General features: G+C 74.8%; 27 protein-coding genes and 1 pseudogene. 12 read left to right on the top strand and 16 right to left on the bottom strand.

The window, feature by feature from the left end; translation table 11 throughout:
• Nucleotides 1–72: 72 nt before the first annotated feature.
• Nucleotides 73–1185, bottom strand: a complete 1113-nt coding sequence (locus tag ABWK59_RS06540) for a hypothetical protein (protein ID WP_354638636.1) — start codon at nucleotides 1183–1185, stop codon at nucleotides 73–75.
• A gap of 352 nt (nucleotides 1186–1537) precedes the next feature.
• Between ABWK59_RS06540 and ABWK59_RS06535 the strand changes: the two genes are divergently transcribed.
• The 3 genes from ABWK59_RS06535 (at nucleotide 1538) to ABWK59_RS06525 (ending at nucleotide 4648) form a co-directional block, all read left to right on the top strand.
• Entirely contained in the window at nucleotides 1538–1813 is a 276-nt protein-coding gene (locus ABWK59_RS06535; RefSeq protein ID WP_354638634.1) for a hypothetical protein, read from the top strand.
• Between the two features lie 112 nt (nucleotides 1814–1925).
• A complete protein-coding gene (gene glmS / locus ABWK59_RS06530) occupies nucleotides 1926–3749 on the top strand; it encodes a glutamine--fructose-6-phosphate transaminase (isomerizing) (RefSeq protein ID WP_354638632.1) in 1824 nt (607 codons plus the stop codon).
• Between the two features lie 197 nt (nucleotides 3750–3946).
• On the top strand, nucleotides 3947–4648 hold the full coding sequence (locus ABWK59_RS06525) for an HAD hydrolase-like protein (RefSeq protein ID WP_354638630.1): 702 nt from the start codon (nucleotides 3947–3949) through the stop codon (nucleotides 4646–4648).
• 286 nt (nucleotides 4649–4934) lie between these two features.
• Here ABWK59_RS06525 and ABWK59_RS06520 read toward each other — a convergent pair whose 3' ends face one another.
• From ABWK59_RS06520 to ABWK59_RS06500, 5 genes are all read right to left on the bottom strand, one after another.
• Nucleotides 4935–5699, bottom strand: coding sequence for a maleylpyruvate isomerase family mycothiol-dependent enzyme (locus ABWK59_RS06520; RefSeq protein ID WP_354644843.1), 765 nt, complete (start codon nucleotides 5697–5699; stop codon nucleotides 4935–4937).
• A gap of 174 nt (nucleotides 5700–5873) precedes the next feature.
• The gene (locus ABWK59_RS06515) at nucleotides 5874–6536 is read right to left on the bottom strand and encodes a hypothetical protein (protein ID WP_354638628.1); all 663 of its coding nucleotides are present in this window, start codon (nucleotides 6534–6536) and stop codon (nucleotides 5874–5876) included.
• Nucleotides 6537–7115: 579 nt separating this feature from the next.
• Nucleotides 7116–7346, bottom strand: a complete 231-nt coding sequence (locus ABWK59_RS06510; protein WP_354638627.1) for a hypothetical protein — start codon at nucleotides 7344–7346, stop codon at nucleotides 7116–7118.
• A gap of 208 nt (nucleotides 7347–7554) precedes the next feature.
• Nucleotides 7555–9090 carry a serine/threonine-protein kinase gene (locus tag ABWK59_RS06505; RefSeq protein ID WP_354638625.1) on the bottom strand — a complete coding sequence of 512 codons (1536 nt, stop codon included), beginning with the start codon at nucleotides 9088–9090 and terminating at the stop codon, nucleotides 7555–7557.
• A 238-nt stretch (nucleotides 9091–9328) separates the two neighbouring features.
• Nucleotides 9329–10810, bottom strand: a complete 1482-nt coding sequence (locus tag ABWK59_RS06500) for an aminotransferase class I/II-fold pyridoxal phosphate-dependent enzyme (RefSeq protein ID WP_354638623.1) — start codon at nucleotides 10808–10810, stop codon at nucleotides 9329–9331.
• Between the two features lie 120 nt (nucleotides 10811–10930).
• On the opposite strand from ABWK59_RS06500, the gene ABWK59_RS06495 reads away from it, so the two are divergent.
• Nucleotides 10931–11983: a LysR family transcriptional regulator gene (locus tag ABWK59_RS06495; RefSeq protein WP_354638621.1), complete on the top strand. Its 1053-nt coding sequence runs from the start codon at nucleotides 10931–10933 to the stop codon at nucleotides 11981–11983.
• A 44-nt stretch (nucleotides 11984–12027) separates the two neighbouring features.
• On the opposite strand, the pseudogene ABWK59_RS06490 reads toward ABWK59_RS06495, so the two are convergent.
• Nucleotides 12028–13210, bottom strand: a pseudogene (locus ABWK59_RS06490) (calcium:proton antiporter).
• 312 nt (nucleotides 13211–13522) lie between these two features.
• On the opposite strand from ABWK59_RS06490, the gene ABWK59_RS06485 reads away from it, so the two are divergent.
• Entirely contained in the window at nucleotides 13523–13849 is a 327-nt protein-coding gene (locus tag ABWK59_RS06485; protein WP_354638619.1) for a hypothetical protein, read from the top strand.
• 32 nt (nucleotides 13850–13881) lie between these two features.
• On the opposite strand, the gene ABWK59_RS06480 is transcribed toward ABWK59_RS06485, so the two are convergent.
• Together ABWK59_RS06480 and ABWK59_RS06475 are read right to left on the bottom strand one after the other, a co-directional pair.
• Nucleotides 13882–14469: a GNAT family N-acetyltransferase gene (locus ABWK59_RS06480; RefSeq protein ID WP_354638617.1), complete on the bottom strand. Its 588-nt coding sequence runs from the start codon at nucleotides 14467–14469 to the stop codon at nucleotides 13882–13884.
• A 53-nt stretch (nucleotides 14470–14522) separates the two neighbouring features.
• Complete coding sequence (locus tag ABWK59_RS06475; RefSeq protein ID WP_354638615.1) at nucleotides 14523–15221, bottom strand: VOC family protein; 699 nt, start codon at nucleotides 15219–15221, stop codon at nucleotides 14523–14525.
• Nucleotides 15222–15324: 103 nt separating this feature from the next.
• Here ABWK59_RS06475 and ABWK59_RS06470 point away from each other — a divergent pair, with 103 nt between their 5' ends.
• Nucleotides 15325–15993: a hypothetical protein gene (locus ABWK59_RS06470; protein ID WP_354638613.1), complete on the top strand. Its 669-nt coding sequence runs from the start codon at nucleotides 15325–15327 to the stop codon at nucleotides 15991–15993.
• A 62-nt stretch (nucleotides 15994–16055) separates the two neighbouring features.
• On the opposite strand, the gene ABWK59_RS06465 is transcribed toward ABWK59_RS06470, so the two are convergent.
• Nucleotides 16056–17240 (bottom strand): erythromycin esterase family protein, encoded by a 1185-nt coding sequence (locus tag ABWK59_RS06465; RefSeq protein WP_354638612.1) that lies wholly within the window; start codon nucleotides 17238–17240, stop codon nucleotides 16056–16058.
• A gap of 99 nt (nucleotides 17241–17339) precedes the next feature.
• Between ABWK59_RS06465 and ABWK59_RS06460 the strand changes: the two genes are divergently transcribed.
• Nucleotides 17340–18059 (top strand): TioE family transcriptional regulator, encoded by a 720-nt coding sequence (locus ABWK59_RS06460; RefSeq protein WP_354638610.1) that lies wholly within the window; start codon nucleotides 17340–17342, stop codon nucleotides 18057–18059.
• An 89-nt stretch (nucleotides 18060–18148) separates the two neighbouring features.
• Here the strand turns inward: ABWK59_RS06460 and ABWK59_RS06455 are convergent, their stop codons facing one another.
• The 3 genes from ABWK59_RS06455 to ABWK59_RS06445 all read right to left on the bottom strand — a co-directional run bounded on the left by ABWK59_RS06455 (nucleotide 18149) and on the right by ABWK59_RS06445 (nucleotide 19456).
• Nucleotides 18149–18541: a DNA-binding protein gene (locus tag ABWK59_RS06455; protein ID WP_354638608.1), complete on the bottom strand. Its 393-nt coding sequence runs from the start codon at nucleotides 18539–18541 to the stop codon at nucleotides 18149–18151.
• Nucleotides 18541–18792, bottom strand: a complete 252-nt coding sequence (locus ABWK59_RS06450; RefSeq protein WP_354638607.1) for a hypothetical protein — start codon at nucleotides 18790–18792, stop codon at nucleotides 18541–18543. Before ABWK59_RS06450 ends, ABWK59_RS06455 begins: the two co-directional genes overlap by 1 nt.
• Nucleotides 18793–19057: 265 nt before the next feature.
• Entirely contained in the window at nucleotides 19058–19456 is a 399-nt protein-coding gene (locus ABWK59_RS06445; RefSeq protein ID WP_354638606.1) for a hypothetical protein, read from the bottom strand.
• A 185-nt stretch (nucleotides 19457–19641) separates the two neighbouring features.
• Here ABWK59_RS06445 and ABWK59_RS06440 point away from each other — a divergent pair, with 185 nt between their 5' ends.
• Nucleotides 19642–20625 (top strand): aldo/keto reductase, encoded by a 984-nt coding sequence (locus tag ABWK59_RS06440; RefSeq protein ID WP_354638604.1) that lies wholly within the window; start codon nucleotides 19642–19644, stop codon nucleotides 20623–20625.
• A 31-nt stretch (nucleotides 20626–20656) separates the two neighbouring features.
• On the opposite strand, the gene ABWK59_RS06435 is transcribed toward ABWK59_RS06440, so the two are convergent.
• Entirely contained in the window at nucleotides 20657–21439 is a 783-nt protein-coding gene (locus ABWK59_RS06435; RefSeq protein ID WP_354638602.1) for an SUMF1/EgtB/PvdO family nonheme iron enzyme, read from the bottom strand.
• Nucleotides 21440–21585: 146 nt separating this feature from the next.
• Between ABWK59_RS06435 and ABWK59_RS06430 the strand changes: the two genes are divergently transcribed.
• The 4 genes from ABWK59_RS06430 (at nucleotide 21586) to ABWK59_RS06415 (ending at nucleotide 24414) form a co-directional block, all read left to right on the top strand.
• Complete coding sequence (locus ABWK59_RS06430; protein ID WP_354638600.1) at nucleotides 21586–21945, top strand: VOC family protein; 360 nt, start codon at nucleotides 21586–21588, stop codon at nucleotides 21943–21945.
• Between the two features lie 41 nt (nucleotides 21946–21986).
• Nucleotides 21987–22856 (top strand): DUF3626 domain-containing protein, encoded by an 870-nt coding sequence (locus ABWK59_RS06425; RefSeq protein WP_354638599.1) that lies wholly within the window; start codon nucleotides 21987–21989, stop codon nucleotides 22854–22856.
• 138 nt (nucleotides 22857–22994) lie between these two features.
• Nucleotides 22995–23651, top strand: coding sequence for an NADPH-dependent F420 reductase (locus ABWK59_RS06420; RefSeq protein WP_354638597.1), 657 nt, complete (start codon nucleotides 22995–22997; stop codon nucleotides 23649–23651).
• A gap of 13 nt (nucleotides 23652–23664) precedes the next feature.
• The gene (locus tag ABWK59_RS06415) at nucleotides 23665–24414 is read left to right on the top strand and encodes a PIG-L deacetylase family protein (RefSeq protein ID WP_354638596.1); all 750 of its coding nucleotides are present in this window, start codon (nucleotides 23665–23667) and stop codon (nucleotides 24412–24414) included.
• On the opposite strand, the gene ABWK59_RS06410 is transcribed toward ABWK59_RS06415, so the two are convergent.
• Nucleotides 24378–25178, bottom strand: a complete 801-nt coding sequence (locus ABWK59_RS06410) for a DedA family protein (RefSeq protein ID WP_354638594.1) — start codon at nucleotides 25176–25178, stop codon at nucleotides 24378–24380. The genes ABWK59_RS06415 and ABWK59_RS06410 overlap by 37 nt on opposite strands.
• 91 nt (nucleotides 25179–25269) lie before the next feature.
• Nucleotides 25270–25464: a DUF1918 domain-containing protein gene (locus ABWK59_RS06405; protein WP_354638592.1), complete on the bottom strand. Its 195-nt coding sequence runs from the start codon at nucleotides 25462–25464 to the stop codon at nucleotides 25270–25272.
• Nucleotides 25465–25545 lie beyond the last annotated feature (81 nt).

The following is a 25545-nucleotide window of genomic DNA, read 5'->3' as shown; positions in this document are numbered from 1 at the left end:
CAGCCTTGGCGGCTGGGAGGTGCCCCCACGCGCCCTGTCTTACCCGGTTGCGTCGGGTGAGCCGGAGGCGGCTCAGTCGAGGGTGGCCGAGAGGCCGCCGGCGGAGCGGCAGTAGCCCTGGAGCTCCTTGTTGGTGATCTTGCTGCAGAGGCGGGCCGCCGCACCCGACTCGGTGTAGTTGACCGTGTAGTAGCTGACCAGCCCCTGCGTGCACGCCTTCCGCTGCCATGCGTCGGCAGCCGTCCCGCACTGCTGCGCCGCCCAGTCCTCCCGGTCCAGGTTGTACTTCATCGTCCGGGAGCCGACCCCCCGGCTGCAGTCGTTGGCCCCGCCGGACTTCTGCGCGTTGAGGCACCACTTCAGGGCGTCCGCGAACACCTCGGGGTGGTTGGCGTAGTCGTGGGAGCTGAGATAGAAGGTCGGCGCGTAGAAGAAGCAGGCCGACTGGAAGAGCGCCGGCTGCTCCGGGCACGGGTACATCGGGTCGGCGGCGATCTTGTCCGCGGGGAGGTTGGCCTTGGCCTTCTCGTCCTCCTCGTCGGGGGCGAAGAGCTGCATGAACACGCCCTCGGAGCAGGTGATCCGCCGGCTGTCGGTGGGGAACTTGTTGCACAGCGCCCGCGCCGCCGGGATGTCCTGCTTGGTGACGAACATGATCCCGTGCCCGATGCCGTGGATGCACGGCCCCTTGTTGGCCGGGGCGCACAGCTTGAGGATGTCCTCCTCCGGCGTCTTGGACGCCGCCAGCATCTCCTCCACCGCGCCGTGCAGGTAGCCGGCCGCGCAGGTCTCGTGCGGGAAGGAGATGACCTTCTGGAAGTCGTGGTTGAAGCGCAGCACCGCCGCGTGCCCGAGCTCGTGCGCGATCGGGTGGCAGAACCGCACGGTGTACGGCTGCGCCTTGGTGGTCTTGTCCAGCTCCGCCAGGGCCACGCCCGGGTCGCTGGCGTCCATGATCCCCACCAGCTTGTTCCGCAGGGTGCTGCGGGTCCACACCGCGGGATCGCCGGTGGCGGTCGGGGAGGCCGCGCCGCCCGCCGTACCGCCCCCGCCGCCCGGGGCGTTCGGCGCCGGGGCCGCCTGCGTGGCCGCGGGCGAGGGCGCCCAGTCGGTCACGGCCACCGCCCCGAGGCCCAGCACCCCGAGCAGGACGGCAGTGATGATCGCGAAGATCCGCGGTTGCATGGCAGAGATCCCCCGGGTGGTTCGACACGGACGGTTGACGGCTCCCATCCTGACGGCACCCGGCCGGAAAGCGCGGATCGGTGTCCGCCATCAGGGAAGTGTCGGGGCCTCAGCCCGAGCACCGTTCGCCCACCGTTGTACGACGGCGGTGACACATCATAGGCCCGCCCCGGTTCCCCGCGGATCCCGGACGGCCTCCACCGCTTCGCACCGCCCGGCGGGCGCGGAAGGGCCTCCCGGCACCCGCATCCGCCGTGAAACGCGGCCATCCGGGGTGGAAAACCTCGATGCCTGCCCGATTTCGGGCAGGATTCTTGGTCGATCGGCGGATTCCCGCCTAGGCTGCCGTCTCGTGTCCGCCTCACCCCACCCCCATGACGACCTGCTCGCCCACCTTTCCCGCACCACGCCGCTGGCGCCGGGGGAGGCGGCGCGGGTGGTCGCGGAGGTGCTGGCGTACTTCTCCGAGTCCACCGAGGAGTACGTCCGCCGCCGCCACGGTGAACTGCAGGCACGAGGCCTGACCAACGAGAAGATCTTCGCCCGGGTCGCCGCCGAACTGGCCGCGCGACGGGTGGCGGCCCCCGAGCTGTCCGCCCGCCAGCTGCGCCGGATCGTCTACGGCTGACCGGCCCCGCCGGCCCACCCACGGGCCGGCGACGCCGCTCCGGGCCCACCGGCCCCGACCGGCCCCCGCCGCCACCCGCGGCCCCACCCGTCCCGATCAGAAGGAGACCACCATGTGCGGAATCGTCGCCTACATCGGCCCGAAGGACGCCACCGCCTTCCTGCTGGAGGGCCTGCAGCGGCTGGAGTACCGCGGCTACGACTCCGCCGGTGTCGCCGTCGCCAAGGGCGGCGCCCTCAAGGTGTGCAAGGTGAAGGGCCGGGTCGCCGACCTCGCCGCCGCCGTCCCGGCCCGGTTCAAGGGCTCGGTCGGCATCGGCCACACCCGCTGGGCCACCCACGGCGTGCCCAGCGACGCCAACGCCCACCCGCACGTGGACAACGCCGGACGGATCGCGGTGGTCCACAACGGCATCATCGAGAACGCCGACGAGCTGCGGGCCCGGCTGCAGGCCGAGGGCGCGCACTTCACCTCGGAGACCGACACCGAGACCCTCTCCCACCTGATCGCCGCGCACACGGCCGAGGGCACCGACCTGGAGGACGCCGTCCGCGCCGCCCTCGCCCACGTGGTCGGCACCTACGGCATCGCCGTCCTCGACGCCGAGCAGCCCGACCGCGTGGTGGTCGCCCGCAACGGCAGCCCGATCGTGCTGGGCATCGGCGAGAAGGAGATGTTCGTCGGCTCCGACGTGGCCGCCCTGGTCCGCTACACCCGCCAGGTCGTCCACCTGGAGGACGGCGAGCTCGCGGTGGTCCGCGCCGACGGCTTCCGCACCTTCACGGAGGACGCGCGCACCGTGACCCGCCAGCCGTCGACCGTCGACTGGGAGGTCGGCTCGTACGACACCGCCGGGTACCAGCACTACCTGCTCAAGGAGATCCACGAGCAGCCCGCCGCCGTCGAACGCACCCTCTCCGGCCGGCTCGACGAGCGGTTCGCCACCGCCCACCTCGGCGGCCTCAACCTGGACGCCCGGGAGCTGCGCGAGATCCGCCGGGTGAAGATCCTCGGCTGCGGCTCGGCGTACTACGCCGGCGAGATGGGCGCCCAGCTGATCGAGGAGCTGGCCCGGATCCCCGCCCACAGCGAGCCGGCCTCCGAGTTCCGCTACCGCAACCCGGTGATCGAGCACGACACCCTGTACGTCGCGGTCAGCCAGTCCGGCGAGACCTACGACACCCTGGCCGCCGTCCAGGAGATCAAGCGCAAGGGCGGGCGCGTCCTCGGCGTGGTCAACACCGTCGGCAGCGCGATCGCCCGCGAGTGCGACGGCGGCATCTACCTGCACGCCGGCCCGGAGATCTCGGTCGCCTCCACCAAGGCGTTCACCTCCACGGTGATCGCGTTCGCGCTGCTCGCCCTGCACTTCGGCCGGATCCACGACCTCTCGCCCGCCGACGGCCGCCGGATCGTCTCCGCGCTCAAGGCCCTGCCCGGCCAGATCCGGGAGGTCCTGGAGCAGGAGGAGCAGATCGGCAAGCTGGCCGCCGAGTACGCCGACCACGCCGGGATGATGTTCATCGGCCGGGTCCGCGGCTACCCGGTCGCCCGCGAGGGCGCCCAGAAGCTCAAGGAGATCTCCTACGTCCACGCCGAGGCGTACCCGGCGAGCGAGCTCAAGCACGGCCCGCTCGCGCTGATCAGCCCCGAGCTGCCCACCGTCGCCCTCGTCCCGGACGACGAGCTGCTCGACAAGAACCTCACCACCCTCGGCGAGATCAAGGCCCGCTCCGGCCGGGTGCTGGCGATCGCCCACCGGACGCCGGAGGCCAAGCTGATCGACCACTGCGTCCTGGTGCCCAAGAGCGAGCCCGAGCTGGACCCGCTGCTGCTCAACATCCCGCTGCAACTGCTCGCGTACCACGCCGCCGTGGCGCTCGGCCGGGACGTGGACAAGCCGCGCAACCTGGCCAAGAGCGTGACCGTCGAGTAGCGGTCCCCGCCCCCGGTCCGCCGGGTCCGGCCGCCCCACCGGCCGGGCCCGGCCACACCCGCGTGCGAACCTGCGCGTTCGAACCTGTTCGGCCCGGCCCCGGTGCGGGATGATGACCGGGACACGCCGGTCCGCCGGGCCGGCCCGCCGCCGCGCGGCCGCCCGCGCCGCCACCGGGACGAGGGAGCGACCCCACCATGCCGCCGACGCCACTGCTGGTGCTCTGGGACGTCGACCACACCCTGATCGACGGCGCCGGGATCTCCCGACAGGCGTACTCCGCGGCGTTCCGCCGGGCCACCGGCCGGGAGCTCGACCAGCCCTGGCAGTTCGACGGCCGCACCGAGCTGGCCGCCGCCACCGACGTGCTGCGCGCCCACGGCCTGCCCACCGGCGACGGGCAGGTGGAGGCCTTCACGGCACTGATCGTGGAGGAGCTGACCGCCCGCGCCGACGAACTCGCCGGGGCCGGCCGCGTCCTGCCCGGCGCCGAGGAGATCCTCACCGCGCTCGGCGCGCTGCCCGGGGTCAGCCAGTCCGTCCTCACCGGCAACCTCTACCCGCTCGCGGTCCTCAAGATGACCGTCTTCGGGCTCGCCCACCACGTCGACTTCCGGATCGGCGCGTACGGCGGCGACGCCTTCGAACGCACCGCCCTCCCCTGCTACGCCTTCGACCGCACCGAGCGGCACCTCGGCCACCGGCACAGCGGCGCCGACACCGTGATCATCGGCGACACGCTGCGGGACGTGGCCACCGCCCACGCGGTCGGCGCCCGGGCCGTGGCCGTCGCCACCGGCACCACCCCGGCCACCGCCCTCGCCGCCGCCGGGGCCGACGCGGTGCTCACCGACCTCACCGACACGGCCGCCGTCCTCGCCGCCGTCACCGGCCGTTAGGGCTGGTCCGACCATTCCCGCCGCGCGCACGACGCCGGGCCCTTGTGGCGCTGACGCGGCCGGGTGTCGTGCGAGGCCGGCCGGTGGCCGGGCGGGGCACCCGGATCCGTTCCATGACAGCCTCAACCGGGTGCAGTCGGCCCGCTGACCGGGCCTCAGGAGAATCCTTCGCCCTTGAACGGCAGGACCGCAGCCTGCCCGGAGCCGCGCGATGTCCGCAACTCCGGGCCCAGCGGCGCCCGCAGGAGCGCGCGCACCACCGACAGCGGCGTCACAACTGCGCGTTCTACGCGTTCGGGTCCCAGTCCGCGAGCTGCTCCATCGGCTCGGTGTCGCCGGTGGTCTCCAGGCCGTCGAGCGGGAGGCGCGCGTAGAAGTAGAGGACCAGTTCGCTCGCTGCGCCCCGCATCGCCAGGTCGCCCGGCTCCGCGTCGGCGGCGAGGTCGTCGCAGCGGACGCCGTCGGCGCCGAGGGTCAGGCGCCAGGAGCGGCCCTCGGTCGCGTGCAGGTCGATGGTCGCCGGCTTGAACGGCCAGGGGACGGTCGTCGCCGAGACGGTCGTCAGGAACTCGTCGACGCCCTCGACCGCGACGTCCGTCGGCAGCGGCTGCGCGGCGCCCTGGGTGAGCTGGACGTCGTAGGTGTGGACGGCGATCTCCTGGATCTGGTGCCGGGCCACGGCTCCGCTGGTCTCCGGGGCCTGCGAGCGGCCCCACCAGGTCCAGCAGCCGCGGTCCGGGCCGGCCTCGCGCATCGCGTCGAGCATGAGCTCGGTCGACTCGGCGAGCCAGGAGTCCAGGGCCTCGCGGTCGCGGGGCGCGGTCGGGGCGCCCTTCGGGTCCGTCCTCGCCGGGGGCTCAGCGCCCGGGCCCGCCGCGACGATGGCGGCCTGGCGGCGACGGCCGTCGCCGAGGTGCTGCGCCAGGTCGCGCAGCGTCCAGTCCGGGCAGGTCGGGACCTGGACGTCGAGGTCGGGGGCGGACGCGATCGCGGCGCGGAACGCGGCCGAGCGGTCTTCGATCAGCCGCAGGACCTCGGGGAACTCCAAGATTTTTTCACGGCGGTTGTGTATCACGGCGCTCCGGCCGCCGGGTAGCGAATTTGTCGGACGAACGCGCCCACGTCCACCTCGGCACCGTCACCGCCGCCGCCGCACTCGTCACCCGGCTCCGCTCATGATCGCCAGGACAGCCCCTCGTCCCGCGGACCCCCGCCGGACCCGCCGCTACTGGAGGATGTTGATCGCGCGGGCGATCACCAGGCCGCCGACCAGCACGGACATCGCGGCCTCGATCATCATCAGCAGCTTGGCCCAGGGCCGGATCGCGGAGACGTCGGTGGGGCTGAAGGCGGTGGCGGTCCAGAAGGCCAGCGACAGGTACTCGGTGAAGCCCGGCACCCAGCCGGCCGGCGCGTAGCCGGAGTGCTGCATCTCGGGGAAGACGAACGCCGGGGCGGGCTGCGACCGGTGGGCCCGGGCGGCGGCACCGCCGCGGTCCAGGTCCCAGTACCAGAGGGTGAAGGCGATCACGTTGGTCGCCCAGACCACCCCGCCGGTGGCCAGCAGCGCGCCGGCGTTCCCGGCGAACAGCTTGTTGTTGGTGAGGATGTCCGCCACCAGTCGGCCGCCCGCGTACAGGTTGGCTGCGGTGATGAAGCCGATCAGCACGTCGGTGAGCACCCGCAGCCAGGTCTTCTGCCGGTCGATCCGGCCCGGGTCGCCGATGATCAGCGCGGTCAGCAGGACGCCCGCCACCACCGGCACCAGCCAGGCCGGGGCCACCTGGTACCGGTTCGGCAGCGCCACGTGCAGGCCGGCGGCCACCACCACCGCCGTGACCACCGGCCACCAGTGCTCGCCGCGCTCCTCGGGCCGCTCAGGCCGCAAGGGTGGCTCCGTCCGCTCCGGTGGGGCCGGCGGTCGGGCGGGCGGGCCCTCGGGCGGGTTGGGGCTGGATGCCATGGCTCATTGTGGGCCGCCCCGGCGGGCGGGGAGCGGGGCTGACACGCCGTCGGCGGCCAGCCGCCGGCCCGGGCGCGCGCCGACACTGCCGATACTGGAGCGGTGAGCCGTCGAGTCTTCGTCCAGGACGCCGTGGTCGCCCTCCTCCCCGGCGGTGACCCGGCCGCCCCCGGAGCCGCCGTCACCGTCGCCCTGTGCGGGCACTGGGAGCACGAGCCGCCGTGCCCGCTCGCCCCGCACCACACCGCGGCCGAGCCGGTCGAGCCGGTCGAGTCGGTCGGGCCGTCCGGGCCGGTCGGACCGGGTACGGCCGGAGCGGAGGTGCTGCGGCTGCGGATCCTGTTCGCCGCCGAGCCCTCCGCCGAGGCCGAGGTCCGCCGCCGGATCGCCGCCGGCCTGCGCACCGGCACCCTCACCGGACCGGACGGCCGGACCACCCGCTGGACCCTCCGCTCCTCCACCCCGGCACCCCCGGCGAGGACGAGAGCGCCCTCGCCGCCTCGCTCACCGGCGACGGCGGCTGACCACCGCGTCCAGGGCGAGGTCGGCGACCAGCCGCACCCCACTGGCGGTGGCCAGCTCGCCCGGCGTCGCCGCCGCGATCTCCACCCGGTAGCCGCAGGCTCCCGGTCCGGCCAGCCGCGAGGCGACCGAGAACACCTCGGCCGGTCCCGTGACGTTCAGCAACTCGACCCCGGGGAAGGCCGCGATGACGACTCTGCGTGGTTCAGGCATGCCACCGATCGTCCCCGGCCCCGACCGGCGGCCGCAATGTCCACCTTCTGTCACATCCGGCCATCCCGCCGGCGGGACCGCGTCCGGTGCCCGCCGGAAAAGCCGTACGGAACCACCCGGGCCCGCCCCTACGCTGACGGGATGCAGCTCTTCCAGACCCGGCGGCTGCTGGGCTGGCGCAGCGTCAGGAACCGGACTGCTGGGGTGTCTAGCCCTGGCTCGGGCTCGCGGAGCCGGCGGGGCTCTCCGCGGGGTCGGGGGTGGTGGAGGTGGTGGAGTCCTGGGGGCGGCGGCAGGCGGCCGGGTCGGGGTCGGGGTTGGCCAGGCAGGCGTAGGCGCGGTCGGCGGTGTTCTCGCTGAGGTAGTGGCCGAAGCACTCCTCCGTGCCGTACCGGGCGCAGAACTCCAGGGCCTCGTAGCCGTCCGTGAAGGTCTCGGGGGCGCGGATCACCCAGTACCCGGGCTCCAGCGAGGCCCAGTCGTCGCCGTTCTCCAGGACGGCGCGCGGCACCTGGTCCTGGACCTCCGCCAGCTTCCGCTCGCGGTCCGCGGTGGAGGTGTCGTGCGGGACGGCCGCCAGGACGGCGATCCAGGCGCCCTGTCCGAAGTCGCCCGAGCCGGAGGTCGCGGCGTCCGAGGACCTGCCCTTGCGCGAGTCGGCGCCGGCGTCGGCGCCGTTCCAGGGCAGCCCGGGGATGGTGAACGCGGCGGTGGCCACGGCCGCGGCCACGAGGGCGGCGAGGGCGGCGGGCAGCCACCGGCGACCGCCGACCGTACGGGTGGAACCGGTGGTCGAGCGGACGTCGGGCGAGGAGGGCGCCGCGGCGCGGTCGAGCACCGTCGGGGCCGGTGCGGCGAGCGGGCCCGGCTGCGAGCGGACCGTGGGTGCCGCCGACGGGTCGGCGTCCTCGCCCGCCGCGACCGGGGCGAGCAGCCGGGCGAGTTCGGCGGCGTCCGGGCGGCGCTCCGGCTCCTGCTGGAGCAGCGCCGCGACCACCGCGCCGAGCGGACCCGCGGACGGGGGCGGCGGGACCGGCTCGTCGCAGACCGCCCGCAGGATCTCCCAGACGGAGTCCCGGCGCACCGGGTTCCCGCCCTCGACGCAGGTGTACAGCAGCATGCCCAGCGACCACAGGTCGGAGGCCGGGCCGATCCCGCCGCCGCGGATCCGCTCGGGGGCGATGTACTCGGGCGAGCCGATCAGGTCGCCGGTGCCGGTGAGGGTCTGCGAGCCCTCCAGGGCGGCGATGCCGAAGTCGGTGAGCACGGCGGTGCCGTCCGGGCGGATCAGCACGTTCCCCGGCTTCACGTCGCGGTGCAGGATGCCCGAGGCGTGGGCGGCCCGCAGCGCCGCCAGGACGTCGAGGCCGATCCGGGCGGTCCGGGCCGGGCCGAGCGGGCCCTGCGCGAGCACCGACTGCAGGGAGGAGCCGGCGACCAGCTCCATCACCAGCCACGGGTACGGGTGGCCGTCCACGACCTCGTACACGGTGACCACGTTGGGGTGGTTGACCCGGGCGAGGGCCCGGGCCTCGCGCAGCACCCGCTCCCGGGTGCGGGCGGCGTGCTCCGGGTCCCGCGGGTCGACGCCGAGTTCGCGCATCTCCTTCAGCGCCACCTCGCGCTGGAGGGTCAGGTCCCGGGCCCGCCACACCGTTCCCATGCCGCCCGCACCGAGCCGGTCCACCAGCTCGAACCGGTCGGCCACCAGACGGCCGGCAGCATCCCCGCGTCGCTCAGTCATGCACCTGTTCCCCCACCGTGCCCCGGTCCACCCGACGGGCGGGCGCGGGGATGCACGGGACTTGCTCGTCGCCACTGTCGAACCAAACCCGCGGCACGCTACCACGCCTTCGGCGCAGCTCAGCCGGGCTGCCCGCACGGCCCATCCGCGCTGCCCGTCCGTGCGCCGGGGGCGCGCGCCACCCGCCGCGGCCGACCGACCGAGCGCCCTCCGACGACCGTCCCTCCGACGACCGTCCCTACGGCAGCTCCACCACCCGCAGCGAGGCCACCTCCGGGTCGGCCGCACCCCGGACGTGGCCGGTCGGTGCCTTGACGGTGCGCTGGAAGAACTCCACGTGCTCGGCGGTGATCTCCTCACCCGGCAGCACGTTGGGGATGCCCGGCGGGTACGCCGAGAGGGTGTCCGCGGAGACCCGGCCCACGGCCGCGTACGCCGGCACCAGCCGGCTCGGGGCCAGGAACGCCTCCCGGGGCGTCATCCGGACCGGCCCGGGCTCCGGCAGGTGCAGCGGATCCGGCCCCAGCATCGGGTCCAGCGGCGCGGGCAGGGCGTGCAGCGCCGCGGCGAACCGCTCCGGATCCGGGAGGGCCCCCGCGCCGACCACCGCGACGATCGCGGAGTCGGTGGCGACCTCCACGAACAGCCGGTGCTCCCGCATCAGCAGCCGCCGCGCCTCGTGCCCGGAGATCCCGCCCGCCCGGGTGTCCACCGCGACCCGCAGCGGATCGGCCCCGGCGATGTCCGGGAACCGTCCGAACCCGTCCGTCACCAGCCCGAACCGCCCGCCCGCCCGGACCGCCAGCCGCATCCGGTCCGCAGCCTCCACCGAGGCGCCGATCCGCTCCAGGCCGCTCGCCAGCTGCTGCCGGGCCACGTCCAGCGAGGCGAGCAGCAGGGCACTGGCACTGGTCGACTGGGTCAGGTGGAAGATCCGCTGCACCAGCGGCTCCAGCACCTCGCCGAACGGCCCCCGGCCCAGGTGCAGCATCGCCGACTGGGTCAGGCTGCCGCCCAGCTTGTGGGTGCTGGAGACCACCAGGTCCGCTCCCTGCGCGAGGGCGCTGTCCGGCAGGTCCGGGTGGAACCCGAAGTGCGAGCCCCACGCCTCGTCCACGATCAGCGGCACCCCGGCCGCGTGGGCGACCGCCGCCAGCCCCCGGACGTCCGCCACCGCACCGAAGTAGCTCGGCGTCACCACGTACGCCGCCGCCGCGTCCGGCTGCCCGGCCAGCGCCGTCGCCAGCGCGGCCGGCGTCACCCCGTGCGCGATGCCCATCGCCGCGTCCACCGACGGGTACACGAACGCGCCGCGCAGCCCCGACAGCACCAGGCCGTCGATCACGCTGGAGTGCACACTGCGCTGCACCACCAGGGTGTCGCCGAGCGCGGCCGCGGCCAGCACGGCGATCCGGTTGCCCTGCGAGGCGCCGTTGGTGAGGAACCAGGTCCGGCGGGCGCCCCAGGCCTCGGCGGCCAGCTCCAGCGCCTCCTCCATCGGACTGCCCGTCCCCAGGTCGATGCCCTCCAGCAGCGGCGGCAGGTCCAGCTCCATCGGCAGCGGGCCCAGCAGGCCGCCCAGCGCACCGAACCGGTCGGCGTCCGCCGCATGGCCCGGGACGTTCAGCCGCAGCCAGTCCAGCCGGCCGGCGGCGGCGACCGCCTCGGCGTACGGGGCGCGGCGCTGAGCAGGGGATTCGAGGATGCTTCGGTCGTTCACGGACACGACCCTCGCAGCGCCCGGACCATCGGGGAACGGCATGGTTTTCTGGAGACCTCCAGAATCCGTCTATGGCCGGAGGCGTCCGCACCGCCGCGCCGCCACCGGGAGGAGCCCGCCGTGCTCGAACTGCGCCACCTGCAGGTGCTGCGCGCCATCGCACGGGAGGGCTCGCTCGCCGCCGCCGGCCGCGCCCTGCACTTCAGCCAGCCGACCATCACCCACCACCTGGCCACCCTGGAGGCCCACCTGCGCACCCGGCTGGTCCACCGGGGCGCCCGCGGCGCCGTGCTCACCGAGGCCGGACGGGCCCTGCTGCCCCACGCCGAGGCCGTCCTGGAACGGATCCTGGTCGCCGAACGGGAGATCCGGGACCTCGCCGAGCACGGCGCCGCCACCCTCCGGGTCGGCACCTTCCCCACCGCCGGCGCCCTGCTGCTGCCGCCCGCCGTCCGGGAACTGCACCGGCAGGGCGTCCAGATCTCACTCACCGAGGGCGAGCTGCCCACCCTCCTCGCCGGCCTGCGCAACGGGGAGCTCCAGGTCGCGCTGGTCTTCTCCCAGCCGACGGAGCCGGTGGAGCCCGTGGAGCTTTCGGAGCCCGAGGAGCCCGAGCAGCCCGAGGAGCCCGAGCAGCCCGCGGAGGCCGAGGAGCCCGTGGAACCCGAGGCCGGGGAGGACCGCAGCCTGGGTGAGGAGTTCACCGTCCACCCGCTGCTGGAGGACCCGCTGCTGCTGGTCCTCGCCGCCGACCACCCGCTGGCCCGGCTCGACCGCGTCCCGCTGGACGGCCTCCGCGAGGAGGGCTGGATCATGGGCACCACCGACTGGGACCCGGTCGACCGGGTGCTCTCCCGGGCCTGCCTCCGGTACGGGTTCCAACCCGTCCCGGTCATGCGCACCGACGACTACGGCGTGCTCCAGGGGTTCGTCGCGGCGGGCATCGGCGTCGCCCTGGTGCCCCGGCTCGGCATCGCCCAGGACCGCGCCGACCTCGCCGTCCGCCCGGTCGACGGCCTCCCGCTCACCCGCCGCATCGGCGTCGCCGCGCTGCGCACCACCCGCTCGCCGAGCGTCGACGCGCTGCTCGCGGCGCTGACCGTGCAGGCGGACCGGCTGCGGACCGCCTGGGCGACGGGGGGACGGGGTGACGGCCGGCCGGGGTGCCGGTGACCGGGCGGGGCTTCGGGTTGCGGGCCGTGGCTTCGGCCGGTGGGCTACGGGCTGACCCCGAGGACCAGGTAGGCGGCGAGGATGGCGAGGTGGAGCCCGCCCTGGAGCGGGGTGGCACGGCGGGGGATCACCGTCAGGGTGCCCACCGCGACGGTCAGCGCGAGCAGCACCATGTGGCTGGCGTCCAGCCCGAGCAGCAGCGGTCCGCTCAGCCAGATCGAGGCGACCGCGACCGCCGGGATGGACAGGCCGATGCTGGCCAGCGCCGAGCCGAGGGCGAGGTTGAGGCTGGTCTGCACCCGGTTGCGGGCCGCCGCCCGGACGGCCGTGATGGTCTCCGGCAGCAGCACCAGCATCGCGATCACCTCGCCGACCACCGCCTGCGGCAGGCCGGCCGCGTCGACCCCCCGCTCGATGGTCGGCGAGACGCCCTTCGCCAGCCCGACCACCGAGACCAGCGCGACGACCAGCAGCGCCAGGCTGACCAGCGCGGCCCGGTTGTCCGGGGGCGGGCCCTCGTCGCCCTCGGCGCTGACCTCGTCCGCGCCCTCGTCCGCGTCCTCGGCGCGGCCCGCACCGCCGCCCACCTCACCCGGCGGTCCGCCCGCCGCACCCGGCAGGCCCCCGGAGCCGTTCGGCAGGAAGTCCTCGCGGTGGCGCACCGTCAGCGTGGCCACGAACAGCCCGTACCGCAGCAGCGAGGCCGTCGAGGCGAAGACCAGCTGCGGAGTTGAACTCGGGCCCCGGCTTGCTGGTGGTGAAGGTCGGCAGCACCAGGCTGAGCGTCGCCAGGGTGGCGATGGTGCCGAAGGCCGCGCCCGTCCCCTCCGCCCGGAACACCGCGAAGCGGTAGCGCAGCGCGCTGACCAGGATGCACAGGCCGACGATCCCGTTGCAGGTGATCATCACCGCGGCGAACACGGTGTCCCGGGCCAGCCCGGCGGTCTTGGTACCACCGTCCGCCATCAGCGTGACGATCAGCCCCACCTCGATCACCGTCACCGCGACCGCCAGCAGCAGCGCCCCGTACGGCTCCCCGATCCGGTGCGCGACGACCTCGGCGTGGTGCACGGCGGCCAGCACGGCGGCAGCCAGGAAGCACGCCACCAGCGCCACCACCGGCGTGGGCAGCGAACGCTTCCAGGTGCCGGCCAGCAGCAGGAAGGACAGCACCGGCGCCACGGTCGTCCACGGCAGCCGCCAGGTGCGCTGGGGCGAGGAGGTCATGGGGGCGAGCTTCGCAGATCGGTCCTGCACCGATCGTCCGCCACGCGGACCGGCGGGGTTCCGGCGGCCGCGGGGCGGGTCCGGCCTACCGTGGGCGCGGTACCCGGCGGTTCTGCCGACCCGTCACGGGGCCGCCCGGGATCGTCCGGCGGGCAACGCGGAGAGCGGAGGCGGCGATGCGGCTCACCCGGCGGAGTCATCGAGGACCACCCCGAGCCGCTCCTGGGCCGGCACGAGGCGGCCGTCCGGGTGGGTGGGGCGCTCCTCGCCGCGCTGGTCCGGCGCGAGGGTGAGTGGAGTGGGCGGTGGTCCATGACCGTCCGCCAGGAGGTCCACCCGGACGAGTTCGACCGCATCGGTGAACTGCTCGGCTGGCTGGCCACCAGGGCCGACGACCGGCACCGCACGTCCCCGGGCACGGTCCACCTGGGCTGGACCAGGTTCTACGAGTCGGACCGGACGGTGCCCTGGAGGGGCGGGACGGCGAGGTCGCCTGGCCGTGACGCGCGCGGCGCCCGGCCGGTGTTCGTCGCGGCGGGCGACCGGATGGCGTACGAGGACGGCTGCGTCGTGGTGACCCGGCCGAACGGGGAGCGAAGCAGCCACCGGGCGGGCAACAGCTACTGGATCTGCCGCTGACGCCGGGGTGCCCGTGACGGCCACGGCGATGGTCAGGCGTCGCCCTGGACCAGGGCGTGGAGGTGCTGGTCGTGCCAGCCGTCGGCGTGGCGGAGGGCGCCGCGCATGGTGCCCTCGTAGGTGTACCCGGCCTTCTCGGCGACCCGGCAGGACGCCGGGTTGGCCACGGCGTGACACAGGCGCAGGCGGTGCAGGCCGAGGTCGTCCAGGGCCCAGCGGCTGATCCGCCGGGTGGCCTCCACCACCACGCCCGCGCCGCGCGCCGGCGGCAGGACCCAGTACACGATCTCCGCGCCGCCGCCCGCCAGGTCGATGTCGTTCCAGCCGATCAGTCCCACCGCCGTGCCGCCGTCCGGGGCGATGGCCCACACCGCGCCCGTCTCGGCCGTCCAGCGCCGGTGCATCCGCTCGATCCGTCCCCGTGCCGCCTCGCGGTCCGGGACGGACAGCAGGTTCCACTGACGGATCGCCGGATCCCGGCCGGCGGCCACCAGGGCGTCGGCGTCGCCGAGTTGCCACGGGCGCAGCTCCAGCCCGCCCGCCAGCGCGAGCACCGGCTGGGCGGCGTCGGCCATCCGGCCTGCGGGAACGACGGCCGGTACGGGGGTGTCGGAGATCATCGCCGCATCGTGCCACAGCCGTTCGCGGACACGACACCCGAATACCGGTGGTTTCACCCCAGGCTGGGGTCGGGCCCGGTCCAGCCGGCCACGCCGACGCAGGCCTCGTTCCCCTCGGGATCGGCCAGCACCCAGTTCGACGGTGCGTCGGCGTCGGTCACCAGGCGGCCGCCGGCGGCGAGCGCCGCGGCGATCCGCGCCTCCGCCTGGTCGTAGGGCACCCAGACGTCGACGTGGACCCGGTTGCGCTGCGGGCGCGGTGCGTCCATCGCCTGGAAGTAGAACGGGGCCCCGCGGCGGTGCGGGTCGATCAGGTCCTCGCTGCTGCCCGCGCGGTCCCGGTAGCCGAGCAGGGCGCGCCAGAAGGGCACCACGTCGGCACCGGCGAGGGCGTCGACGGTGACCTGGACGGTCTGCAGGGCGGACGGGTCGGCGGGGATGTCCAGCACGCTTGCCACCGCCGAGATCCGGCGGGCCAGTTCGACGTGGCGCTCGGTCAGCCCGTAGTAGTCGTCCGTGATCGCGATCAGCCGGACGGTCACGCCCTCGTCCCGCAGGTCGACGTCCGGGCGGCCGTCCCCCACCCCCGGCAACTCGCCGATCGCCTGCACGAGCCGGGCGCCGACGGTGAACGAGCCGGTGCGGAAGTACGCGCACGCCCCCTCGCCGAGCACCCGCCAGTCCTCCAGGCCGGCGGTCTCGTGGAACTGCTGCGGCCTGATGCGCTCGGTCCTGCCCTCGGTGTACGTCACGGGCTCAACGTAGCGCGCGGCTGCGACAACCACCCTCGGCCGTCCGGTGCTTCGGACCCGCTCGTCAAGCCCTAGGGTGGGAGCCGGGTGTCAAGGGGGGCGTGTGGGGCAGCGGGTACGGGTGCACGAGGTCCGGGTGGGCGGCGGGGAGTTCCGGGTGGTGCGGCCGGAGCCGGCGCCGGGGCGGCTGGTGCTGCTCGACGACCACCACTGGCTGTCGATGTACGCCGACCGGGAGGGCGCGGCGGCGCTGGTGGACCTGTGGGCGCTGGCCGCCCGGTCGGCCCGGTCCCTGGTGTACCTGCCGATCCGGGCCAACCCCGTCCCCGAGGGTGCCGCGGGGGAGGGCGAACCGATCGCGCTGGACGTGGTGTTGGTCCACCACAGCCTGCAGTTCCCGACGGCGGCGTGGAAGCGGGTCCGGGCCGGTCTGGGCGCCGGCCGCCCGCAGACCACGGCCACCCCCGAGCGGGACTTCCCGGACCCGGACGCGATCGACTACGAGCGGCGCGGGCACCGGGCGTTCCGCGACCACCTCGACTTCGCCGTCGCCGCGCACACGCTGTTCGTGGTCGGCAGCGCCCCCGCCTTCCGCGAGCACGGCACCACCCTGCGCGGCCTGCTCGACGAGGCGCCGGCGTCCGCGCACCGCGATCCGGGTCCGGGCCACTTCTGCGTGGAACTCACCCCGGGCACCTGGTCGCGGCCGAGGAACCGCCGGAACGTCCCCGGCCGCCTGCACATCCAGTACGCCGCCTCCTGGCGGCTCTGACCGCGGCGCCGGGCGCGGGCGAGCCCCCGTCCGGCCCGCACCCGGCGGCCGTGCGCGTCCGCTCAGCCCGCGTCGACCGCGCCGCCGTCGGTGATGTGCAGGACGGCGTCGGCACCGTCCAGGGTCGCCCGGTCGAGCGGGATGTAGCCCCGCTCCCGGGCGGTGTCGGTACGGCTGCGGGTGCCCGTGACGGCGGCGGCGGGCGTCAGTCCCCAGGCGCCGGCGGTACGGCGCTGCAGTTCGCCCTCGTGGCTGTCCGGCGCGGGGTCCCGCAGCCCGAGGGTCTCGCTGCGGCCCAGGCTTCCGGCGACGAAGGCGTACTGGTCGCCGATCAGCGAGGCGAGGTTGGCGCCGGCGCCGTGCCAGCGGAGTTCGACGTCGCCCATGCCCATGGTGCTGACGGTCCGGTGCAGGTGGAGGTTGTGCCCGAAGACCAGGGTCGGGCCGCGCCGGGCCTCCAGTTCGCGGATCTCCAGGAGGTTCCGGACCATGAACGCGTCCCGGACCGCGGACAGGCCGGAGATCCGCGCGCCCTGGTCGAGCGGCCGCGCCGACTGCCGGTGGTAGCGGAGCAGATCGAGGCCGGCGGTGAGGTGGGTCCTGGCCCGGAGCCACTCCCGGTGCGAGGTGGCCGCGATCAGTTCCGCGGCCCGGACGTGGAGCAGGACGAGCAGGTCGTCGGCCACCACCCGCAGCCGCTGGGCCTCGGCGGTGGCGCCGGGCGAGGCGGCCGGGTCCAGGACCGCCTCGGTACGGCTCCAGCGCTCCTCGTCCCCGGCGAGGCCCGCGAGGTCGAGGAACTTCGGACCGTCCTGGCCGCCCGGCTCCCGGACGAGCCGCAGGTAGTCACGGGCGTGTTCGAGATAGCGGAGCGGGCCGGGGGCGCTCATGGTCTCCATCGGCGCGTCGAAGCCGTGGAACGACAGCCGGTAGGCCGGCGGCCGGGTGCGGTTGAACTCCCGCATCCAGGAGATGAGCTCACGGTTGGGGGCGAGCTCGCCGAAGCCGTGCGAGAAGCCCTCGTCCAGCGCGGCGTCGAGCGTCCCGGTGCCCTCCCGGACGTACTCGTCCACCGCGAGCGCGGCCACCCGGTCGGTCTCCAGGGCGATCGACCGGAAACCCGCCTCCACCAGCCGCTCGAACAGCCGGTTGCGGACCCGCCCGAACGCGGGCTCGCGATGGGTGGGCTCGCCGAGGGCCAGCAAGGTGCACGACTCGGTCACGTACGCATGAATGTCCTGATCCATGAACCTCGATCGTATCCTTGAAAGAACGATTGAGACTTTTGGCGATCTGCCCGCTCAACCGTCAGCCGAAGTCTCAAACCGAGGAGAGGCGCTGAGGCGATGCGACCGTCCGACCTCGCCCGCGAGCACGGCATCTCGACCCAGGCGGTCCGCAACTACGAGCGCGACGGCTGCCTCCCGCCCGCCGAGCGCACCTCCAGCGGCTACCGCGTCTACACCCCGGTGCACGCGGCGGCCCTCCGCACCTACCTCGCCCTCGTCCCGGCGTACGGCCACGCGGCCGCCGGCCAGGTGATGAACGCCCTGCACGACGGAGAACTCGACCGCGCGCTCACCGCCGTCGACCGCGGCCACAGCCAACTCCTCCGCGACCGCGAGACGTTGGACGCGGTACGCAGCGCGGTGGACCACCTGACGACGGAGTCCGCGGGCCCGCCGGACCGGACGCCGGCGGACCCCGGCGTCCGGACCATCGGGGAGCTGGCGCACCGGCTGCGGGTCACCCCGGCGACCCTGCGCAGCTGGGAGGCGGCCGGCATCCTCGTCCCCGCCCGCGACCCGGCGACCGGCCACCGGGTCTTCCGCGCGACCGACGTCCGGGACGCCGACCTGGCCCACCTGCTCCGGCGCGGCGGCTACCGCCTCGACCACATCGCCACCGTCGTCCACCGGATCCGCACCGCCGGCGGCACCGACACCCTCGCCGCCGCCCTCACCGACTGGCAACGGAAGCTCACCACCCAGAGCCTCGCCATGCTCCACGCCGCCACCCACCTCGACCGCTACCTCACCCTGCGCGGTCCCACCCCGGCCGCCTGACACCTGCCGAGCCGACCCGGCATCCACGACTGCCCGACCTCGCCAGGTGGGGATCGGACCGGCGACCTCGAGCTTTGCTCCGCCGAGGCTCAGACCTTGATCACTTGGATGGCGGGCCCGCAGAGCAGGGTCAGATCGTCCACGTCGGAGGTGAGGACGGTGACCGGCGGTGGCGCCGTGCGGGCGATGGCGGCAAGAACGGCATCGAGGGCGTACTTGTGACCGTGGAGGCGGTGCGTGCGGAGCAGGACGGCGGCTTGGCCGGCGACGTCCCTGGTGACGTCGTGGACATCGATGCGGGAGAGGGCCCAGTTGATCCGGGCGGGATGGATGCGCTCGTAGTCCGCTTCGAGCGTGGTCATGGCGGTGGTGGCCACCCGCACGCCTTCCTCGGCGGCGGCCTGGACCAGGGCGGCGACGGTTCGGTCCTTGAGATAGAGCTTGGAGAGGCCCTCGCCGTCGAGGAACAGGGTGCCGGGCATCAGACGGCGGCACCGCCGGCCCGGTGACGGTCCTGGCGCAGCAGTGCCCGGGCGGCCTCGATCTCGGTGCGGGTCAGTCCGTCGTTGTCGGTCTCGAAGTCCGCGACGATCTCCCGCAGCTTCTCCATCGCGACTCGCTGCTCAAGGGCCTCGGCGACGTAGGCGGAGAAGCCGCCGGGACCGACGTGGGCGCGGACAGTCTCGGCGAGATCCTCGGGCAGGCTGATCGAGTACTTCTTGCTACCGCCCATGGCCCTGATCCTACCCCCGGTGGGAACGGGTGGGAGTGAGTTTGTCCGTGCGGCGGGCGCGGCCGGTTGAGGGCGTGAAACGCTTCATCGAACGGTCAGGAGCGCCGGGTGCGGTGGCGGCGGTGGTAGGAGAGGGCGAGGGCGGCCAGGAGCGGGCCCCAGGCGAGGAGGGGGAGGTAGAGGAGGCCGACGCCGTCCACCGGAGGACGCCGCAGCCGTGCCCTCACCCGCCCGGGGGAGGGCCCGTCCTCCGGCGGCCGCCGGCTCAGCGTCTGCGGGCGCGGCCGGACAGGCGGGGTTCGGCGATCACCGCGGTGGCGACGGCGGCGGCCGCGACCATGCCGGCCGTGCGGACGCCGCGGCAGGAACGCCAGGACAGGATCGACCACGTGGACTGCGCGGACAGCACCGAGCCGACGCTCAGCCAGGACCCCGCCGAGACGGCCGAGAGCGCCGAGCCGATCGAGCCCGCCGAGAGCACACTGCCCACCGACCCGATCGACAGCACCGACCCGACGGACCCGATGGACAGCACCGAGCCCACCGAGCCGATGGACAGCACCGAATCGCTCGACCAGAGCGAGAGCGAAGAGGCCTTGACGGCCCGTCGGCTGGCGGGCGTGCGTCCCGCGAGGACGGCTCGGACGGCAGTACGAGTGGTCATGGCGCGATCGTAGCCGCGCCCCCGCCCGACCGCCCGGGGATCGGCCCACCTGCCCGCGCCCGTGTCCCCCGCGCGCCGCCGCGCCCGCGCCCCCCGCACGTCGCCGCGGCGCCCCCGCCGCCCGGGACACGCGGGCGGGCCCGCGCTGACCGTCCGCCCCCGCTCCGGGGTGAGAGGCTCGCCCCATGGAACAGCGCGTACTCGGCCGGACCGGCCGCCCGGTGTCCGTGGTCGGACTCGGCACCTGGCAGCTTGGCGCGGACTGGGGCGAGGTCCGCGAGGAGGACGCCCTGGCCGTGCTGGACGCCTCCGTGGAGGCCGGCGTCACCCTGTTCGACACGGCCGACGTGTACGGAGACGGCCGCAGCGAGCAGTTGATCGGCCGCTACCTGGGCGGCCGCCCGGACGCGGAGGTCTTCGTCGCCACCAAGTTCGGCCGCCGGGCCGAGCAGCGGCCCGAGCACTACAACCTCGCCAACTTCCGCGCGTGGGCCGACCGTTCGCGAAGAAACCTGGGCACCGACCGGCTCGACCTGGTGCAACTGCACTGCCCGCCCACCCCGGTGTACTCCAGCGACGAGGTGTTCGACGCCCTGGACACCCTGGTCGCCGAGGAGCGCATCGCCGCGTACGGGGTCAGCGTGGAGACCTGCGCGGAGGCGCTCACCGCGATCGCCCGGCCGGGGGTGGCGAGCGTGCAGATCATCCTCAACGCCTTCCGGCTGAAGCCGCTGGAGCAGGTGCTGCCCGCCGCCGAGCGGGCCGGCGTCGGCATCCTCGCCCGCGTCCCGCTCGCCTCCGGGCTGCTCAGCGGGCGGTACACCAAGGCGACCGAGTTCCCGGCCGAGGACCACCGCACCTACAACCGCCAGGGCGAGGCCTTCGACCAGGGCGAGACCTTCTCCGGCGTGGACTTCGCCACCGGTGTGGAGGCCGCCGAGGAGTTCGCCGGACTCGCCCCCGACGGCGTGACCCCGGCGGCGACGGCGCTGCGCTGGATCATCCAGCAGCCCGGCGTCAGCACGGTGATCCCCGGCGCCCGGAACCCCTCCCAGGCCCGGGCCAACGCCTCCGCCGCCGCGCTCCCGCCCCTGCCGGCGACCACCCTGGCGGCCGTCCGCGACCTGTACGACCGGCGGGTACGCGCCCAGGTGCACCACCGCTGGTGACCCCTGCTCAAGGCAGCGGCCGTACGGCCGGTCAGAGATCGATCACCGGCCGCACCAGCGGGGCGTCCGGGTAGTCGCCGGACTCCAGCATCTCGGCCAGCCCGCGGTCACGGTACGCCGGCGCCAGCGGAAGCCAGGCCAGGAACGCGCCGTAGCCGCCGCAGGTCGCCTCGCCGCCGTCCCCGCCGCACAGCACGCCCGGCTCGGAGGTGGCCTCCGGCTGGTACGGGTCCCGGGCGATCCGCAGCCCGAAGGCGTTCGGCTCCCGGTGGGGGCCGGTGGCGGCGCTGAACGGGTCGGCGGCCGGCGGGTGTTCGGCTCCCCACCGGAACAGGGTGCCGCCGCCGGCGCCGCAGGCGTACTCCCACTCGTCGGGCGTCGGCAGCCGCCAGCCGAGCGCGGCGACCGCCTCGGGCAGTTCCTCCCAGTCGGCCTCCACCTCCTCGGGCTCCACGCCGACCAGCAGCGCCGGGATCCGGACCGTACGGGGCTGGCTGAGGGCCTCGGCCAGGTGCGCGCGCAGGTCCTCCGGGAAGCCGAAGTCGCGGCAGCTCCCGGCGTACGACTCCGCCTGCTCCGGCGTCGGGGTGAACGCGGCCGGGTCGACGCCGAGCCGCGCCTCGCCGCCCGGGACCAGCGCGAACGTGCGGCCCCGCAGCACCAGCCGCGCGGTCGCCCCGCCCTCCGGGCCGCCGGAGGTCTCCACCGCCCAGCTGTCCGCCCCCAGCCGCCCGGCCAGGCCCGCCACCAGCGCCCGGCGCTCCTCGTCCGACCACGCCCGCCACTCGGCCAGCGTCAGCTCTCCCGCGTCCATGGTGTCCCTCGCGTCCTGTCCCTCGTGTCCGTGCGGCGCAGCATCCCACCCGCCACCGACACGGCCACCGGCGCGGCCCGGCCGGGGCAGGGCGCGCGGTGGGCGGTTCCCCGGCCCGGTGGCGGCGCGGGAGTAGGGTCGCCGGCATGGGACTCACGTGGGAGCAGGTCGTCCTCGACGCGGCCGACCCGGTGGCGCTGGGGCGCTGGTGGACGGCGGCGCTCGGCTGGGTCGTGCTGAACGACGCGGCGGACGAGTTCGAGATCAGGCCCGCCGCCGACCGGCTGCCCGGCCTGGTGTTCGTCCCGGTGCCGGAGGCGAAGGAGCGCAAGAACCGCCTGCACCTGGACTTCCGTCCGGCCGACCAGGGCGCCGAGGTGGACCGGCTGCTCGCCTTGGGCGCCCGCCGCGCCGACGTCGGCCAGGGCGAGGTGTCCTGGGTGGTGCTGGCCGACCCGGAGGGCAACGAGTTCTGCGTGCTGTCCTCCCGCCCCGGCCAGGGGTAATGCGGATGCGCGCCGCCGGCCGGCTCCGGCAGACTGCCCGGATGGACGCCATACGCGACGGTTCCCCGCAGGCGCGGGCCATCGGCCACGTCGCCGCCCGCTCGACCGGCCCGGCGCTCGACCCGGCGCTCCGGGTGACGCTGAACTTCCATCCGGACCGCACCGACGCCGCCGGCCGCCCGCTCCTCGACGCGCTCGCCGAAACCGGCGTCTACCACTCGCAGTTCGTCACCGGCACCGGTAACGGCGGCCTGACCGCCCACCCCGGCGGCGACCGCTGGCACTGGGAGAGCCGGATCTTCGGCGGTGCGTACGACGAGGCGGACCCCCGGGAGCGCCCGGTGTACGGCGCGCTGGACTTCCGCCGCAGGGGCGTCGGCGCGGCCCCCCGGTTCGGCTCCGCCCACCTGCGGCTGACCGCGGACGCGCTGCCCCGGGCCACCTTCTGCTACCCGGACAGCTGGCTGGAGCCCGCCGACTTCGGGGTCGCCGACCGGATGGGCCTGATCGCCCTCGCCGAGGCCGACGACCGGGACGCGCTGGACGACTACGTCGAGGCCCAGGTGCACGGCCCCGTCGCTCTCGCCGAGCACGTGGAGGCGCTGGTCCTCGACCCGTCCCACCGCTCCACCGCGGTGGAGGAGGCGGCCCGCCGGCTGCCCTGCCCGATCGAGTGGCACGCCGGATTCCGGCTCACCGTCGAGGAGTTGAGACGCCACCCGGAGTACCGCGGACCCGAGTACGTCACCCTCGGGGAGGCGATCGCCGTGGACGGGGTACTCGACCCGCGGATCGTCGGCGACGCGGTGCGCTCCGGCGTGTACGACCCGCAGGACGTGAAGAAGGTCTGGCACCACCTCGCCCGGTTCGGTGCCCCCGCGCCGGCGGGAGCCGCCCTCGCCCCAACCTGACGGCCGCTACGGCGGGGTGACCGCCGGTCAGTTCACGGCTCGGGCTATCGTTCGACCCGGGCGGGCTCACCCCCGGCCCATCACCCCAGCTCGTCAACCCAGCTCACCGGCGTACGGCTCACAGGGCGGAGACCAACGATGCGGTTCGGAATCATCGGCACGGGGACGGTGGGCCGCACGCTCGCGGCCAAGCTGATCTCCCTGGGACACGAGGTCACCCTCGGCTCCCGGACCAAGGACAACACGGCCGCCAACGAGTGGGCCGACCGCTCCGGCCCGTACGGGCACGCCGGGACGTTCGCCGAGGCGGCGGAGTCCGGCGAGATCGTGATCAACGCGACCGGCGGGACGGTCTCGGTGCAGGCACTCACCCTGGCCGGCGCCGAGCGGCTGGCCGGCAAGGTGCTGATCGACGTCTCCAACCCGCTGGTGTTCTCTCCGACCGGCGAGGTCAGCCTCGACCCGGTGAACACCGACAGCGTGGGCGAGCGGATCCAGCGCGAGTTCCCCGAGGCCCGCGTGGTGAAGGCGCTGAACACCCTGACCGCCCCGCTGATGGTGGACCCGGGCCGCGTCCCCGGCGAGCACAACGTCTTCATCGCCGGCGAGGACCCCGAGGCGAAGGCCGCCGTCCGGGCCGTGCTGGTGGAGTTCGGCTGGCCCGAGGCCGCGGTGCTCGACCTCGGCGGGATCCAGGCCGCCCGCGGCACCGAGATGCTGATGCCGTTCTGGCTGCGCCTGATGAACCACTTCGGCCACACCGACTTCAACTACTCGATCAAGACCGCAGAGTGAGACGGAGGCCGCCATGACGTCCCCCCAGCAGACCACCCCCGTCCCCTTCCAGCCGCTGGACGAGGACTGGCAGACCGCCCTCGCCGTCGTCGCCCACCCCGACGACATGGAGTACGGCGCGGCCGCCGCCGTCGCCCGCTGGACCGCCCAGGGCAAGCGGGTCGTCTACGTGATGGCCACCAGCGGCGAGGCCGGCATCGACGGCATGGACCCGGAGCGCTGCCGGACGGTCCGCGAGCGCGAGCAGATCGAGTCGGCCGCCCTGGTCGGCGTCGACGTCGTCGAGTTCCTCGGCCACCCGGACGGCGTGGTCGAGTACGGCCTGCCGCTGCGCCGCGACATCGCCCGCGCGGTGCGCCGGCACCGCCCGGAGATCGTGATCACCACCAACTTCCGCGACACCTACGGCGGGGTGTTCCCCAACCAGGCCGACCACATCGCGGTCGGCCGGGCCACCCTGGACGGCGCCCGGGACGCGGGCAACCGGTGGGTGTTCCAGGAACTCGTCGCCGAGGGCTACGAGCCGTGGAACGGGGTCCGCCAGGTCTGGGCGGCGGCCTCGCCGGACGCCCGGCACGCGGTGGACACCACCGACCACTTCCACCTGGGCGTGGCCTCGCTCAAGGCGCACAAGGCCTACCTGGAGGGCCTCGGCGGGGAGATGGCCGACGCGCACGGGTTCCTGGAGACCACCGGGCGGGCGGCGGGGGAGCGGCTCGGGGTGCGCTACGCGTCCTCGTTCGAGGTGCTGCCGCTGCGCTGACCGCCGTCCGGGGACTCGGCACCGCCGTCCGGGGGCTCCGTGCCGCCGTCCGGGGTCTCCGCGCCGCCGTCTCCGGGCGGGACGGCGTTCCCGGCCCCGTCCGGAGCCCGGCCCACCTCCGGCGCCGCCCCGGCGGGGTCAGCCCGGCGTCGGGTGCGGCGGCGCAGCAGGGCCCGGACGCCCACCGCGAGCAGGGCGGCGGCCACCGCCGCCAGCAGGTACACCTGGTAGCGGAGGGCCGTGCGGTAGAGCTCGTCGATGTTGGTGCCGGCGAAGAAGCCGATCGAGGCCCACACGCCCACCCAGAGCACCGCGCCCGCCACGTTGGCCGGGGCGAACCGGCGCCAGGGCATCTCGGAGGTGCCGGCGATGATGCCGTTGGTCTGCCGCAGCCCGTCCACGAAGCGGGCGAAGGTCACCACCGTGGCGCCGCGCCGGGCGAAGAACGCCTCGGACTTGGCCATCCGCTCCGGGGTGATCCGCACGTACCGGCCCCAGCGGTGGACGAAGGCGTGGCCGCCGGTGCGGCCGATCAGGTAGCCGAGGGAGTTGCCCGCCACGGCCGCGAGCACCGCCACCGCCACCACCCCGGCGATGCTGAGGCGGCCGGTGCCGGCGTAGACCGCGGCCAGCACCAGGATGGTCTGGCCGGGGACGGGGATGCCGCAGTTGTCCAGGAACACCAAGGCCCCCACCGCCGGATAACCGTAGTCGTCCAGCAGCGGGGCCAGGTGGGCCAGGGGGCCGGGGAGGGATTCGGACACCGGGCGCCCTACGGACGGGGCCGGGCGCGCGTCAGCCGGGCACCGGACGAGGGGGCGCGGTGCCGGGCCGGGCCGGGACGCCGCCGGGGCGCTACCGCCGCTCCTCCTGGCGTTCGATGACCGTGTCGGGGCCGGGGTAGATCAGGCCGTCGTGGCCGTCCTCGAAATGGACCAGGTACGGGGGCTCGCCGTTGGTACCGCGGACCTCCATGATCTCGCCCTTGCGGTCCACCATGCCGATGTGCTTGCCGTAGATGTGGACGTGGTCACCCACCGTCGCTTGCATGCTCTGCTCCTGTGCGGCCGAGGTCTGGTGCGGGTGCGACCGCCCGGCGTACGGACGGCGCCCCGACTCCACTGTGCGGCG

The sequence above is a fragment of the Kitasatospora sp. HUAS MG31 genome, assembly GCF_040571325.1.
GTDB lineage: Bacteria > Actinomycetota > Actinomycetes > Streptomycetales > Streptomycetaceae > Kitasatospora > Kitasatospora camelliae.
Note: the sequence above shows the minus strand (reverse complement) of the source record. Positions and strands in the feature narration are given on the sequence as shown.